Raw genomic sequence first — 15641 nt, 5'->3', positions numbered from 1 at the left:
GCGTATCGATTCCTGCTGGCAGGCAAGCCTGCAAAAAGCCTCCAGACTGAACGGCTGGCTGTTTTACCCCTTTGTCGAAAGAGGGCTTTTGGGAGACCGCCAACCCTCCGGCATGCCTGTTACACACCTGAGCACAGGACATATTCCGACAAGATCAATCGATGCGGGTGCCGGCCCGCTTCTCCAGAATGGCGATGGCCTGATCGAGCCGGCCAATCCCGGCCAGGCCGCCATGGCTGGCAAAATCCGCGGCGGCCCTGATCTTCGGCCCCATCGACCCGGCCGGGAGGTCGAGCGCACGGGCCTCCCCGGGCGAAAGTTCGGCAATCGCCGCCTCGTCTGGCGTACCGAAACTCCGATAGACCGCGTCCACGTCGGTCAAAAGCAGCAGGGCATCGGCCTTGAGCTGTTGCGCCAGAAGGGCGCTGGCGGCGTCCTTGTCGATCACCGCCTCGATGCCGATCATGCTGCCATCGGGCAGGCGCAGCACGGGAATGCCGCCGCCGCCCGTGCAGATCACGATCACGCCCTGATCCAGCAGAAGCCTCAGCACCCGGATATCCGGGATTTCCTTCGGCGCGGGCGAGGGCACCACCCGCCGCCACTTGTCGCCATCCGCGGCGATGAACCAGCCGGCCGCCTTGGCGCGCGCCTCGGCCTCTTCGCGCTCATAGACCGGCCCGATGAATTTTGTCGGATTGCCGAAGGCCGGGTCACGCCCGTCCACGACAACCTGCGTTAAGAGCGTGGCGACCGGCTGCGCATGATCGAGCGCGTTTTCCAGCTCCTGCTCGATCATGTAGCCGATCATGCCGCCGGTCTCGGCCCCGAGCACATCCAGCGGATAGGCCTCGTCCGGCTTGTAGGCCGCGCCCTGCAGCGCCAGAAGCCCTACCTGCGGGCCGTTGCCGTGGGTGATGACCAGCCGGTGCCCCGCCTTGACGATGCCGGCCAGCGCATGCGCGGCCTCACGGACATTGGCGCGCTGGTTTTCCGCCGTCAGCGGTTCGCCCCGTTTCAGGAGCGCATTGCCGCCAAGCGCCGCCACGACAAGCATGATCAGCCTCCCAGCGTGGCGACCAGAACCGCCTTGATGGTGTGCATCCGGTTTTCCGCCTGATCGAAAACGATCGAGGCGGTGCTTTCGAACACCTCGTCGGTCACTTCCATCGCATCGAGGCCGAAATGTTCGAAAATTTCCCGGCCGATGCTGGTCTCGGTGTTGTGGAAGGCGGGCAGGCAATGCATGAATTTCGTGCGCGGATTGCCGGTCTTCTCCATCACCGCGCGCGTGACCTGATAGGGCTTGAGACGGTCTATGCGCTCGGCCCATTTCTCCTTAGCTTCGCCCATGGAGACCCAGACATCGGTGTAGAGGAAATCTGCGCCCTTCACCGCCGCGTCCACATTCTCCGTCAGCATGATCCGCGCGCCGGTTTCCGCCGCGATCGCTTCAGCCTCCGCGCGGATTTCAACCGTCGGCCAAAGGCTTTCCGGCGCGCAGAGCCGTACGTCCATGCCCATCTTGGCCCCGCCGATCAGCAGGCTGTCACCCATATTGTTGCCGGCGTCGCCCATGAAGCAATAGGCGATCTCGCGCAAGGGCTTGTCGCAATGTTCCTGCATGGTCAGGAAATCAGCAAGGATCTGCGTCGGGTGGAACGCGTCCGTCAGCCCGTTATAGACCGGCACGCCCGACCATTCGGCGAGTGTTAGCACAACCTCCTGACCGAAGCCGCGATACTCGATCGCATCATAGACCCGGCCCAGCACGCGCGCGGTGTCCTTGACGGTTTCCTTGTGGCCCATGTGATTGCCCGAGGGCCCGAGATAGGTGACGGTCGCGCCCTGATCATGGGCCGCCACCTCGAAGCCGACGCGGGTACGGGTGCTGTCCTTCTCGAAGATCAGCGCGATCTCCTTGCCCGTGAGCGTCGGCACCTCGGTGCCTGCATATTTCGCCGACTTCAGATCGGCCGCGAGCTTGAGCAGGAAGGCGATCTCCCGCGGGGTGAAATCACGCAGGGTCAGGAAATGACGGTTCTTCAGATTGTAAGCCATGGCTCTATTCTCCTCAGGCCGGATCGCGCATTGTCGGGCAGGACATGCAGCGGCTGCCGCCACGCCCGCGTCCGAGTTCCGCGCCCGGCAGCTCGATCACCTCTATGCCTTCGGCGCGCAGCGCCGCATTGGTGTCGTCGTTGCGGTCATAGCCCATGACCACGCCGGGTCTCAGCGCCAGCACATTGTTGCCGTCGTTCCATTGTTCGCGCGACTGTTCGAATGGATCGCTGCCGCCGGTGGGAATGACCTTCAGCCGCCTGAAGCCCATCGCATCGGCCACGACCTCGAACAGCGGTCGGCTATCGTGGCGCATGTCGATCGGCTTGCCGTTCTCGCCGGGGTGCAGATCGTAGCAGGTCATTTCTTCCGCAACTTCCTTGAAGCTGGTCACGACATCGCCGCCGCAGAAGGTGAAGACAGTGTCGAGATGCATCGCGGAGCGCTCCTTCGGCATCTGGCAGGCCATCACCCGTTCGGCGCGGCCCTGTCTGAACAGCGCCTCGGCCAGAAGCCCCACGGCCTGCGGCGAGGTGCGCTCGCCCATGCCGATCAGCACCAGACCGTTGCCGACCGGCATCTGGTCGCCGCCTTCCAGCGTGGCAAGCCCGTGATCGGCCAGCGGATCGCCCCAGATGACCTCGACCTTGCCCGCGAATTTCGGATGGTACCGGTAGATCGCCGCGGTCAGCAGGGTTTCCGGGCGGCGCGCCTGCCAGTACATCGGGTTCAGCGTGACGCCGCCATAGATCCAGGCCGAGTTGTCGCGGGTGAACAGGAAATTCGGCAGCGGCGGCAGGATGAAGCCATGATAGCCGAGATAGCTGCCGAACATGCCATCGGCGGCAAACGGCAGGTCGGCGACCGTCAGCCCGCCGATCAGATATTCGGAAAGCGTGGCGCCGGGCAGCGTATCCATCCAGTCCCGCAACTCCTTCTGCATGCCGATGCCGACATGAGTGGCCGAAATGCGGTTGCCGAGCACCCATTTGCGAGCCTCCGGGCTGTCCAGAACCTCCGCCAGCATCGCGCCGGTCTCCAGCACCTCGACGCCTTCATTGCGCATCGCCTCGGCAAAGGCGTCGTGATCCTTCTGCGCCTGCTTGACCCAGAACACGTCGTCGAAAAGCAGTGCCTCGCAATTGTCGGGCGTCAGCCGCCGGTGCGCGAGGCCAGGCCGGCAGATGATGACCTGCCGCAATTTGCCGCTTTCGGAATGAACGCCAAGTTCATGACTGGTCATGAGCGACCTCTCTTTCAAAACAATGCGCCGATGCTCAGCACGACCGAGATGAAGACCAGGAGGATCAGCATCAGCGGCCAGATGAAGACGATCCAGCGGTCATAGGACACCCGCCCGATGGCGAGCCCGCCGATGACCACCGCGAAGGTCGGGTTGATCAGGTTCACCAGCCCGTTGGCGGACTGATAGGCCGTAACCACCAGGTCGCGGCCGACGCCGGCGAAGTCGGAAAGCGGCGCCAGGATCGGCATCGACAGCACGGCAAGCCCCGACGAGGATGGCACGAAGAAGCTCATGCCGAGTTCGATCCAGAACATCAGATTGATGAAAGTGAGATGCCCGAGACCGCCGAGCGACTGTTCCGCGCCGTGCAGGATCGTATCGGCGATCAGCCCTTGTTCCATGATGACGACGATGCCGCGCGCCAGCCCGACCACGAGCGCCACGCCCAGAAGATCGCGCGCGCCGTCGACGAAATTGCCGGTCAACTGCTTCTCGCCCTGCCGCGAGACAAGCCCGATGACAATCGCCGAGCCGAGGAACAGCGCGCTCATCCGCGCCATCCACCAGCCCTGACTGGAAACGCCCCAGATCATTACCGCGAAGGTTGCCGCGAAAATCACCAGAACGCATTTCTGGATACCGCTCATCCGCGCCTCGGCCGCTTCGCCTGTGCTTTTCTGCAGGAAGATTTTCTTATGCGCTTCGAGCTGTTTGGCGACGACCGAGCGCGCTGGATCGGTCCGGACCCGATGGGCGTAGCGCATGACATAGGCCGCGCAGATCGCCAGACCGCCGAGCAGCAGCACCAGACGCAGGATCAAGCCGTCGGTGAAGGGAATGCTCGCCGCGTTGGAGGCAATCACGGTGGCGAAGGGGTTGATCGTCGATCCGAGCACGCCGATGCCCGCGCCGATCAGAATGATCGCGACCCCGGTCACGGTATCATAGCCGGCGGCGATCATGACCGGGATCAAAATGGCGTAGAAGGCCAGCGTCTCCTCGGCCATGCCATAGGTGGTGCCTCCGACGGCGAACAGGCCCATCATGATCGGGATGATCCATATCTGATGCCCCTTCATCGCCGACATCGCTGCCCTGATCCCGCTGTCGATCGCGCCCGTGGCATTCACCACGCCAAGGAAGCCGCCGAGAAACAGGACGAAGAGCGCCACGTCGATGGCGTTGGCCACATAGCTGTCGGGATTGTAGAACCCGGCAATCGGCGCCAGCATCACATCGACGAAGCCCTGCGGGTTCGGAGCGACCTCGTGATAGGTGCCGGCGACGGCGATTTCGCGGCCGACGTCCGCATTCATCACCCGGTCATACTGGCCGGCCGGAATGATCCAGGTCAGCGCGGCCACCAGCACGATCAAAAGAAACAGGATCGTGTAGGCTGTCGGAAAACGGGACGTAAGCTCTGGCGCCGGATCGGCCTGCGGCTTGATTTGATCGGTCATGATGCTTTCTCCAGCTGCAAAAAAAGCAACCCCGATTTGCATAGAAACCGGGCGTGAGGAGAAAGACCTAATCCGATTTTAGGCGTTGGTGCATTGACGGCGGTTAACGCACCGCGATGAGTCGCCAGCGCGATTCCAACCGAGCTCTTCAGGCGCAGACGGAAATTCGCCTGATCAGCGCAACGCTTCCCTCACAGGGCGACAGGACAGACAAGGCGTGTTGCCGACCAGTGCCCGACTTCGTGCTCTGCCGGGACCAGTCAGGCGACCTATTTCACCTGAAAGAAAAAATACGCGGGCCTGCCGCCTGACGGGATGTTTCGAGGCATGTCATTCGCCGCGTCGGTCAGGCCGCTGTTGAACGACGGATCAAGGAAATATGCGAGACACGCGTGCGATTGGTTTACCGGGCATTGCTCTGCCCCAAGCGCGCACCTTGCGCGATCTGGCGGCCAAAGCGGAGACCCGCGCAGCGATGATCGGCCCGCAGACTCGTCTCACACCTGCATCCCGGCTTGCGGGTGAGCTGATTGCAGCAGGAGAGATCAGGCTTGTCGCCGATTAGTCCCTGATTGAGATTTTTCACCGCCAGACTTGACGAACGCCAAGAGCGCTAATCTTTCTTGTTAAAATTCAAATATTTACCTTTATTTTGCGGGATCTTGTCGAGCTTATATAACTGGTATATAAGATATACAACAAACGATGGAGGCGCAGATGGGATACTCATCTGACAGCATGATAGACATCACAGGAAGTGCAAGCCGCGGCGCGACGGCCACTCAGATTGTTCATCGCCGCCTGCGCTACGAGATCGTGTCGCTTCAGCGCCTGCCCGGTGCCCCGATCAGCGAAAAGGAAATCGCCGCCGAGAGCGGTCTGAGCCGCACGCCGGTCCGCGAAGCCTTGCTGCGGCTGGCTGAAGAGCAGCTGGTCGATATCGTTCCGAAATCGGGCACCACCGTTTCGAAGATCCCGGTCGCCTCGCTTCTCGAAGCCCAGGTCGCCCGCACCGCGCTGGAGCAGGTGAATGTCCGCGCCGCCGCCGCCCGCGTTCAGGGCAGCGAGATCGCCAACATGCGGGCGCTTCTGGTGCTGCAGCGCGAGCGCACGGATGCGGGCGACAGCGAGCAGTTCCATGCCGCCGACGAGGCGCTGCATCGGGCGATCGCGGTTGCCGGCGGCTATCCCGGCATCTGGAAGATCATCGAACAGGTCAAGCTGCAGGTCGACCGCTACCGCCGCATGACGCTGCCGCAGATCAACCGCATGGAGCGCGTCATCGTCGAGCACGCCGAAATCGTCGACGCGCTGGCGGACAAGGATGCGGAGCGCGCCGTTGCGGCGATGACCCATCATCTCGAGGGCCTGAGCGCGGAGGACCTGCGTCCGATCCGCGATCTCAACCCTGACTATTTCATCGGAGACATCAACAACGTCTACGAGAAGTGGGGCGATGCGAACATCGCCTCTCAAAGCGAAAGTCGGCCCCGCTAATCTGATCCGGCCGGCAAATCTGAAGTCACTATCCTCATGGGAGGCAATCATGAAGACCGTACAAAATACCCTCAAGCTGGCAGGTGTCAGCGCCATCGCTCTCGGCGCCGTCTTTGGCGCAAGCCCGGCTTTCTCGGAGACCGTGTTCGAAATCGCGTTCAACCAGCCGGAAACCCATCCGCAGTACAAGGCGATGGAACGCTTCGGTGAAGCGCTCGCCGAGCGCACCAACGGCGAATACACCGTCAAGATCTTCCCGAACGAACTGCTCGGCGCCCAGAAGGAAACCGTCGAAATGGCGCAGACGGGCACGATCGCCATGTCGCTCGCCGCCGCCAGCCTCCTGGAAAGCTGGAACCCCGATTTCGTCGTCTTCAACCTGCCCTACGTATTCGACAGCATGGAGCACCAGAAGTCGGTCGTGAACAATCCTGAAATCGTCGGCGATCTCTACAACTCGGTTGCCGATCAGGGCATCGTCGTCGTCGCCGCCTTCACGGCCGGTTCGCGCAACGTCTACCTGAAGGATCGTCCGGTCGAAACGCCTGCCGATCTGTCCGGCGAAAAGATCCGCGTGATGCAGTCGCAGACCAACATCGACATGATGAACATGATGGGCGGCAACGGCATCGCAATGGGTCAGGGCGAAGTCTACACCGCGATCCAGACCGGCGTTCTCGATGGCGGCGAAAACAACGAAGTCACCTATTGGTCGCTGAAGCACTCGGAAATCGCTCCGTACTTCTCCTACACGCAGCACCTGATGATCCCTGACTATCTGGTGATGAATGTCGACATGTATGAAGACCTTCCCGACGACGTGAAGCAGATCTTCACGGAAGAACTGCAGAAGGCCGCCGACTACGAATTCGACGTCTTTGCCGAAGATGCGGCCAAGTCCCGTGCTCTCGCCGAAGAAGCCGGCGCGACGTTCAACGAGGTTGACCTTCAGCCCTTCCGCGACGCCGTCCGTCCGCTGACCGAGCAGAAGCTCACCAGCGACGTCACCAAGAAGATCTACGCCCAGATGCACGGCGAAGCTCAATAATCAAAACACCAACAGCCTGGTGGCGGTCCCGGGATTTCCGGGGCCGTCCGGGATGAGAAAGTAACTTGCTATGCATACGATCAAGCTTTGGGTCGACCGGCTTCTGGCAACGATCTGCATCACATTGTGTGGTCTTCTGACGGTTGTCGTGACCTGGCAGGTGGTAAACCGCTATGTGTTCAGCGGCGCCGGCGCGATGTCGGAAGAGCTGGCGAAGATCATGTTTGTCTGGCTGGTCCTTCTGGGCGCCGCTCTCCTGTTCGGAGAGAGAGGACACATGAATATCGGGCTCTTTGTCGAAGCCTTTTCGTCACCACGCTGGAAGGCAAGCTTCCAGATCGCAACAGATGTTCTGATCCTGCTCTTTGTCGTCGGCATTCTTCTGATTGGCGGTCTTGATGCCGTCGACAGGACGATGCGCCAGACCAACGCAGCCATGCCGTTCCTGAGAACCGGCCAGATCTATATCGCGCTGCCGCTTTGTGGTGCCTTCTCCGCCTTCTACTGCCTCTACAACATCTGGAACGACATTCTCGCATTTCTCCGCCCTGTGAATGCACAGAGCGCCGAAGGGGAGGCCAAATAAAATGGCAAACGCAGCCGACATAGGTCTTATCCTACTCATTTCCATCCCGATCCTGCTGATGATCGGCGTGCCGATCAGTGTCAGCATGGGCATCGGTTCCGTGCTGGCGATGGCCACCATCTTCAGCTTCGACCGCATGGCAATCACCTCCGCACAGCGCATCTTCGCCGGCATCAACTCATTCTCGCTTCTGGCGATCCCGTTCTTCATCCTGGCCGGCAATATCATGACGACAGGAGGGATAGCGCGGAGGCTGATCAACTTCGCAAAGGCGCTGATCTGCTTCGTTCCCGGTGCGCTGATCCAGACCAACATCGTTGCCAACATGCTCTTCGGCGCGATCAGCGGTTCGGGTGTTGCAGCCGCTGCCGCCATCGGTGGCGCCATGGGGCCGCAGCAGAAGGCCGATGGTTACGATCCGAAGTTTGCAGCCGCTGCCAACATCGCCTCGGCGCCAGCCGGCATGCTGATCCCGCCAAGCAACACCTTCATCATCTACTCGCTCGCAAGCGGTGGTTCTTCTGTGGCCGCCCTGTTCATGGCCGGCTATCTGCCGGGCATTCTCTGGGGGCTGGCCTGCATGGTGCCGGTGATCTTCTTTGCCCGCCGGGCCGGCTACAAGGCCGAACGCGTCGCCAACTTCAGGACCAACTTCAAGACCACGATCGAAGCCATCCCGGCACTTGCGATGATCGTCATCGTCGTCGGCGGCATCATCTCCGGCATCTTCACGCCGACGGAAGCCAGCGCGATCGCGGTTGTCTACGTCACGGTACTGTCGTTCGCCTACCGCACGCTGTCGATCAAGATGCTCCCGGAGCTGCTGCTCGGAACGGTCAAGACGACTTCAATGATCATCTTCATGATCGGTGTGTCGTCGATCATGGGCTGGATCATGGCCTATGCGCAGATCCCGAACATCATCGCCTCGTCGCTGCTGTCGATCACCGACAACCCGATCCTGATCATGATCATCATGAACGTGGTCCTGCTGCTGCTCGGCTGCGTGATGGACCCGACGCCTGCGATCCTGATCTTCGCACCGATCTTCCTGCCGATCGCCATCTCGCTCGGCATCGATCCGGTCCACTTCGGTGTGCTGATGGTCTTCAACCTCTGCATCGGCACCATCACCCCGCCGGTCGGTCCGATCATGTTCGTCGGTTGCCGCATCGCCGATCTGAAGATCGAACAGGTCGTGAAGCCTCTGCTTCCGTTCTTCGTCATCCTCGTCGCCATGCTGATGCTGGTGACCTTCGTACCGGAACTCTCGCTGGCGCTGCCGCGCGCAGCCGGCCTGATCCAGTAAAAACCGCAAGCCGGCGACCCCGCCAAGGGGCCGCCGGAACGGCTCCACGCAGATGCCGGACCGCGTGAGAGTTGCCGATAATTGAAGGGTGGCACGACGCAAGTGCCGTCGCCATCCGCCCCGGACCGGCGGGGTTCCAAGGAGATAAGACTGTGATCTACGGACGCCTCGATAATGTCGATCTCGAACAGGCGACGCTGCCGGAAGCGGTTCTGGAAGGACTCCGCTTCCTGAAGGAAACCAATCTCGAAAATGCGCCGGAAGGCAGGATCGAGATCGACGGGGACCGGATCTTCGCCTCCGTGCAGGACTATGACACCCGTCCCGCCGAAGCCAACAGACCGGAATCCCATATCCGCTATTTCGACATCCAGTATGTCGTTTCCGGTGAGGAAGCCATCGGCTTTGCGCCCCTTAACGCCGGAATGCGCGCCGTGGAAGACCACGCCGAAGAACGCGACATTCTCTTCTACGACACGGTTGCCGGCGAGACATCGCTGATGATGCCGGCAGGAAGCTACGCCGTGTTCTACCCCTGGGATGTGCATCGTCCCGGCTGCGCGGTGGCTGAACCGGGCAAGGCCGTCCGCAAGGTGGTTGTGAAGGTCCGGGTTGAGGCGACCCCGTGAAAACCGCGCGGCGGCTGGCTTAAGTCAATGCAAATCAAGGCGCACTGACGCAGCTTGGCCAATGACTTTTCAAATTCAGGAAGCGCGTGCCGCTCGCGGCGGAGCGCTTCAAAACGAAAGAAGGAGACTTGAACCATGGATATTCGCTATTCCGTCAATCAGAAGGACTTCCAGCGCTACAACACCGAGGAAGTGCGCGACGAATTCCTGATCGAAAACCTCTATGTCGCCGACGCGGTGGTTGCCGTCTATTCGCATATCGACCGCATGGTCACCTTTGGCTGCATGCCGGTTTCCGAAACCGTGTCGCTCGACAAGGGTATCGAGTGCATGAAGACCTTCGGCACCAACTACATTCTGGAACGCCGCGAAATCGGTATCTTCAACATCGGTGGCGCCGGTTCGATCGAAGCTGATGGCGAGACCTTCAATCTCGATTACCAGGATTGCCTCTACATCACCCGCGGCACCAAGACGGTGACCTTCAAGAGCGCCGATCCGGCCAAGCCTGCCAAGTTCTACATGGTTTCGGCTCCGGCCCACAAATCCTGCAAGACCACCTTCCTGAAGATGGCTGACGCCAAGAAGGTGCCGATGGGCGACAACAAGACCGCCAACAAGCGCGTCATCAACCAGTTCATCCACCCCGACGTTCTGGAAACCTGCCAGCTTTCCATGGGCCTGACCCAGCTGGAACCCGGCAATGTCTGGAACACCATGCCGGCGCACACCCATGAGCGTCGCATGGAAATCTACACCTATTTCAACCTGCCCGAAGATCAGTCGGTGTTCCACATGATGGGCGAAGGCAAGCAGACCCGCCACATCCTCGTTCAGAACGAACAGGCCGTCATCAGCCCGTCCTGGAGCATCCACGCCGGCTGCGGAACGACCAACTACACCTTCATCTGGGCGATGGGTGGCGAGAACCTGACCTTCAACGACATGGACCAGATCCCGATCAACGAACTGCGTTGATCGTCGTCCTCACTCCAATGAACCTCTAGAACGGAAAGAACCGATCCATGAGTTTTGCAGACAATTTCTCCCTCACTGGCAAGGTCGCGCTGATCACCGGCGCCTCCTACGGCATTGGCTTCTCGATCGCTTCGGCACTGGCCGAAGCCGGTGCGACCATCGTCTTCAACGACATCAACGAAGACTTCCTGGCCAAGGGCGTTGCCGCCTACAAGGAAGCCGGCATCGATGCCAAGGGCTATATCTGCGACGTCACCGATGAACCTTCGGTTCAGAAAATGGTCGCCCAGATCGCCGAAGATGTCGGCCCGGTCGACATTCTCGTCAACAATGCCGGCATCATCGCCCGCACGCCGATGCACGAGATGGAAGCCAAGGATTTCCGCAAGGTCATCGACATCGACCTGACGGCCCCCTTCATCATGGCCAAGGCCGTGCTGCCGTCGATGATGGAACGCCGCTCCGGCAAGATCATCAACATCTGCTCGATGATGAGCGAACTCGGCCGCGAGACGGTATCGGCCTATGCCGCTGCCAAGGGCGGTCTGAAGATGCTGACCCGCAATATCGCGTCGGAATATGGTTCCTACAACATCCAGTGCAACGGCATCGGCCCCGGCTATATCGAAACGCCGCAGACCGCACCGCTGCGCGAGCCCGGCCACCCCTTCAACTCCTTCATCCTTGCCAAGACCCCTGCCAACCGCTGGGGCACGACGCAGGACCTGAAGGGCCCGGCCATCTTCCTCGCCTCGGCAGCCTCCGATTTCGTCAACGGCCACGTGCTCTATGTCGACGGCGGCATCCTCGCCTATATCGGCAAGCAGCCCTGATTGGCTGACCGCTAGACGCTTCGGCCCGGCCGGAGACGTCCCTGCCATTTCGGCAAGGGCGTTTCCGGCCGGGCCTCTTTTTTGCTGAGGGGCGCGAACGCGATCATCTGACATGCGCCAGACCGGCGTCTGCGCTTGCTGCCGGAAGCGTCGAACGATCAGACGCTCGCGTGGAGAACGGCCTCTGGCCAGACTACGGGTCTCGCTTCGGGCGATACCGCGAACGCGTCGACGATCGTGTGTTCTCCGGCCGGAAGAGCGGCAAGCAGATACGGTATCGCCGTTCGGGGCGAAACGACGTTCATGTGCGTACGCAGCGCAACAGATGGCGTCTTGGAATATCCATCGAGACTGCGAATCCCCGAAATCCCGTTCTGGCCCTGAATTGCGACTTCCGCACCAGCTATCGGCGACTTGCCGAGGCGCTCGAGCGGCGGTTCGATGAGGGTGAATTCGCGATACCAGCGGTCCACCGCAAAGCCCGTTTCCACGACCAGAGCAGGCCGATCGAGGATGAAACGGTGGGTTCGGGAGAAAACACCGCCGCCGATGACCGCGATCTCCGTTTCAACACACTGGTCACCCGATCGCCATCGCGCGATCAGCTTGCCGTCACGGATTTCCGCCGCCTTGTTTTCAAGCCGCATCTGCCAGTTGGCGCCGTCGTCGAAGGAGAAGGCGAGAATATTGTCGCCGAATTTACCCATCTCGGCATATTGCAACGCGTTCACTTCCATGCCGAAGCGGGTCGAGTAGGCGAACTTGTTGTATTTGTCCGCCTGCACCTTGCGATGGACGGGGGCCGCGTAGTGAACGATAGCATGGCCCTCAACGCGCTGGGCGATCATCGGTCCGCCGGGCATTTCGACGACATCGTCGCCAAGCGCCAGCGGCGCCTCGTCGGCGGTCCAGAACGGCGAATCCTCCGGAAGCGCCAGCGGCAGGAACGCCTTCATGGCCCAATAGGGAGAGGTCGGGGAATTGTATTCCTCGCAGACGAAAAGGCTTGGATAGTCATAGCCGCGCGACAGGATGCCATCGGCGGAAAAGATCGGCTTGTCGCGCCAGATGCGGATCTGCCGCGCCCACAATCCCTTGATCGTGGCCACCGATAGCGGCGTCTGGCCGGAGACGGCGAGCGCACCCCAGAAAGCGGAGGTTGCGAAGCGATAGGACAGCGATCGACCGACGGCGAGCGTTTCGCCGGTGTCGGCAAACCAGTGCGCGAAGGGTTCGGCGAAGATATCGGCACGCTCGCGGAACAGGGCAGCGAGCCTCTCGTCCGGCTTGTCGGCATAGAGCGCGTAGAGCAGACCGTAGAAATGCATGGCGAAGCCGCCATAGTGATCGACCCCCTGCCCGTCGCCATCGCCATACCAGCCGCCTTCGCGATACCAGCCGGCAAGACGATTGAGGCATTCGGCCTCGCGGGCCGCCTCCACGAGATCGACCCGGCCGACGGATTTCAACGCCTCCTGGACGATGACGGTGAAGAACAGCCAGTTGTTGTTCGGCATCCTCTGATACTGGATGCGCGAAAGCCATCGGGCGAGATTGTTCTTTTCGCTCTCGCTGAAGGGATGCCACCCCTCCCCTGGCACCATCAGCAGCATCAGGCCGAAGGCAGCCATTTCGACGGAGCGCTGGTCGATATCGCCGGGATCGCCCCAGAAGTGCGGATTTTCCGGATCGGTGCCCTCGGCGATCACCCTCCGCACCAGCGGCCAGTGTGCAAAATGACCGCCGCCGCGGGTCAGCGGCACGATGCCCCAGAGCGGGCGGGCAATACCTTCGAGCGAACTCGACTTCATGTCGTAGTGGGCGCCGCCCTCATGAAGATCAAGCGCCGCGCCCTGCGTCTCCAGTCGGGCCACCAGAGGCTCGAACAGGTCGCAGACGCACCGCTGGAAGTCCGCGCGGCTGCGCATCGGATTGTTCTGGAATTTTTCGTAATAGGCCATGGAAACTGTCCCGGAATGAAAAGGCCGCCGCACTGAATGTCGGCGGCCCTGCGTCTCTCTTGTGGGCCTTACATCACGCCAAACAGGCGTGGCAGCGCGAGACTGAAGGCCGGCAGATAGGTGACGACCAGCAGGCCGATGAACTGCACCGTGAAGATCGGCAAAAGCGGCGGGATGACGCGGGTGATCTTCTCGCCGGTGATCGAGGCGGAGATGAACAGCACGGTTCCGACCGGCGGGGTGACGATGCCCATGCACAGGTTGTAGACGATAATGACACCGAAATGGACCGGATCGACGCCGAGATCGGTGACGACCGGAAACAGGATCGGCGTGAAGATCAGCATCGCCGGCGACATGTCCATGAAGGTACCGACGATCAGCAGCGCCACGTTGATCATCAGCAGGATCACGTATTTGTTGCTGGAAATGCTCGTCAGAATCTCGCCGATCTGGTCGGGAATGCTGGCGAAGGTCATGCTCCAGCTCATCAGGCCGGAACAGGCGATCAGGAACAGGATGACGCCGGAGGCATAGATCGTTTCCATGCCGACCCGGATCAACTTCTCCAGCGTCAGCTTGCGATAGCAGATGGCCAGAACCAGACTGTAAAGCACGGCCACGCCTGCACCTTCCGTCGCGGTGAAGGCACCGCCGACAATGCCGCCGATGACCAGCACGACGAGCCCGAGGCTCGGGATCGCCCGCCAGAGAACGCCGGCGACCTCGGCCAGACGGAAGGGGCTCTTGTCGGAAGCATAGCCGCGCCTGCGGGCATAGACATAGGCGACGACCATGACCGCAAGCCCCATGACGATGCCCGGGAAATAACCGGCAAGGAAGAGCGCGACGATGGAGGCCGAACCGCCGGTGATCAGCGAATAGACGATGAAGGCGCCGGTGGGCGGGATCAGCATTCCGGTTGGCGCGGAGGCCGCGTTGACGGCGGTCGTCATCGGCATGTCGTATTTGTTCTCGCGGGCGATCGGGGCGATGATGTTGCCGATAGCGGTGGCCGCCGCAATGCCGGAGCCCGAAAGGCAACCGAACAGCATGTTGGCCAGCACGTTCGTCTGCCACAGCGAACCGGGGATGCGCCGGCCGATCAGCATGGCGAAGTCGATCAGCCGATGGGCAATGCCGCACTGGTTCATGATTGCGCCGGCAAGCACGAAGAACGGCAGCGCCAGGAAGCCGAAGTGATCGAGCCCGCCGAAGATCTGCTCGCCGATGGTCGACGACAGCGAGCCGAAGTCGATCTGCAGGCTGAGCGTGAAAATACCGGCAAGCGCAAGTCCCGCCGAAATCGACGTGCCGAGAATAAGGAAGGTGAAGAAGGCGCCGAACAGAACGACCATCGAAAAGGTCATCAGATATTCGTCGACGAGATATTCATAGGTCGCCGTCTGGCGGGCGAAGGCCACCGCCACGATCAGCAGCACCATGACACCGGCAATGATGGCGACGCTGCGAAGATTCCGACGGTCTTCATGAATGAGCGTGGCAAGCTCGAGCAGCTGCGACAGCACGATCGCCACGCCGGTGACCAGCAGCACGCTCTGCAGCCAGCCCATCGGCAGCCGGAGCATGGGCGAAACGGTCATCATGCCATCGACGATCGAATGATATCCGCCGATGCACATCACCACGCCGAAGCCGAGCGTCAGCAGTGCATTGATGGCCCGCAGCCGGTGCTGGCCACGCTCGCCAAGCATGTCGATGAGAAGCGGCAGGTTGAGGTGCCGGCCCTCCATGAAGCAGAAGGCGCCGCCGAGTATGCCGAGCCAGATGAGCAGGAAGCTCAGCAGCTCCTCCGTATAGGCGCTGGGATTGTTGAAGATGAACCGCGCCACGACCTGGTAGATGATGAGCACGCTCATCAGGGCGAGGAACAGGAGGAGGATATATTTGAGGACCAGAGCGACGGCCCGCGAAAGGGCGAGCAGCATTTTCCAGCCGCTGCCGCCCTGGGCGGCCCCTGTACTTTCCTGCGTCATGTCAGGATTCTTTCCACCCGAGCCGATGGCCACAGC

The 15641-nt window shown here is 61.2% G+C and carries 13 protein-coding genes; 7 read left to right on the top strand and 6 right to left on the bottom strand.

The window, feature by feature from the left end; all coding sequences use genetic code 11:
- Window positions 1-154: 154 nt before the first annotated feature.
- Genes arcC through TM49_RS07195 form a run of 4 tightly spaced genes read right to left on the bottom strand, consistent with a single transcriptional unit; the run spans window position 155 to window position 4767 of the window.
- On the bottom strand, window positions 155-1057 hold the full coding sequence (arcC, locus tag TM49_RS07210) for a carbamate kinase (protein WP_045680224.1): 903 nt from the start codon (window positions 1055-1057) through the stop codon (window positions 155-157).
- Window positions 1058-1059: 2 nt separating this feature from the next.
- Window positions 1060-2061, bottom strand: coding sequence for an ornithine carbamoyltransferase (gene argF, locus TM49_RS07205; protein WP_045680223.1), 1002 nt, complete (start codon window positions 2059-2061; stop codon window positions 1060-1062).
- Window positions 2062-2074: 13 nt separating this feature from the next.
- Window positions 2075-3304, bottom strand: coding sequence for an arginine deiminase (locus TM49_RS07200; RefSeq protein ID WP_045680222.1), 1230 nt, complete (start codon window positions 3302-3304; stop codon window positions 2075-2077).
- A gap of 14 nt (window positions 3305-3318) precedes the next feature.
- Window positions 3319-4767, bottom strand: a complete 1449-nt coding sequence (locus TM49_RS07195) for a YfcC family protein (RefSeq protein ID WP_045684920.1) — start codon at window positions 4765-4767, stop codon at window positions 3319-3321.
- A gap of 717 nt (window positions 4768-5484) precedes the next feature.
- Between TM49_RS07195 and TM49_RS07190 the strand changes: the two genes are divergently transcribed.
- From TM49_RS07190 to TM49_RS07160, 7 genes are all read left to right on the top strand, one after another.
- Entirely contained in the window at window positions 5485-6264 is a 780-nt protein-coding gene (locus TM49_RS07190) for a GntR family transcriptional regulator (protein ID WP_244464813.1), read from the top strand.
- Between the two features lie 49 nt (window positions 6265-6313).
- The gene (locus TM49_RS07185) at window positions 6314-7312 is read left to right on the top strand and encodes a TRAP transporter substrate-binding protein (protein ID WP_045680218.1); all 999 of its coding nucleotides are present in this window, start codon (window positions 6314-6316) and stop codon (window positions 7310-7312) included.
- 70 nt (window positions 7313-7382) lie between these two features.
- A complete protein-coding gene (locus tag TM49_RS07180; protein WP_045680216.1) occupies window positions 7383-7898 on the top strand; it encodes a TRAP transporter small permease in 516 nt (171 codons plus the stop codon).
- 1 nt (window position 7899) lies between these two features.
- Window positions 7900-9207, top strand: a complete 1308-nt coding sequence (locus TM49_RS07175; protein WP_045680215.1) for a TRAP transporter large permease — start codon at window positions 7900-7902, stop codon at window positions 9205-9207.
- Window positions 9208-9359: 152 nt separating this feature from the next.
- Entirely contained in the window at window positions 9360-9836 is a 477-nt protein-coding gene (locus TM49_RS07170; RefSeq protein WP_045680213.1) for a NanQ anomerase/TabA/YiaL family protein, read from the top strand.
- A 135-nt stretch (window positions 9837-9971) separates the two neighbouring features.
- The gene (kduI, locus tag TM49_RS07165) at window positions 9972-10814 is read left to right on the top strand and encodes a 5-dehydro-4-deoxy-D-glucuronate isomerase (RefSeq protein ID WP_045680211.1); all 843 of its coding nucleotides are present in this window, start codon (window positions 9972-9974) and stop codon (window positions 10812-10814) included.
- Window positions 10815-10861: 47 nt separating this feature from the next.
- The gene (locus tag TM49_RS07160; protein ID WP_045680209.1) at window positions 10862-11647 is read left to right on the top strand and encodes a gluconate 5-dehydrogenase; all 786 of its coding nucleotides are present in this window, start codon (window positions 10862-10864) and stop codon (window positions 11645-11647) included.
- Window positions 11648-11805: 158 nt separating this feature from the next.
- On the opposite strand, the gene TM49_RS07155 is transcribed toward TM49_RS07160, so the two are convergent.
- Together TM49_RS07155 and TM49_RS07150 are read right to left on the bottom strand one after the other, a co-directional pair.
- Window positions 11806-13608 (bottom strand): DUF2264 domain-containing protein, encoded by a 1803-nt coding sequence (locus TM49_RS07155; protein ID WP_045680208.1) that lies wholly within the window; start codon window positions 13606-13608, stop codon window positions 11806-11808.
- Window positions 13609-13676: 68 nt separating this feature from the next.
- Window positions 13677-15605 (bottom strand): TRAP transporter large permease, encoded by a 1929-nt coding sequence (locus TM49_RS07150; protein ID WP_201777035.1) that lies wholly within the window; start codon window positions 15603-15605, stop codon window positions 13677-13679.
- Window positions 15606-15641 lie beyond the last annotated feature (36 nt).

The organism is Martelella endophytica, assembly GCF_000960975.1.
Lineage (GTDB): Bacteria > Pseudomonadota > Alphaproteobacteria > Rhizobiales > Rhizobiaceae > Martelella > Martelella endophytica.
Note: the sequence above shows the minus strand (reverse complement) of the source record. Positions and strands in the feature narration are given on the sequence as shown.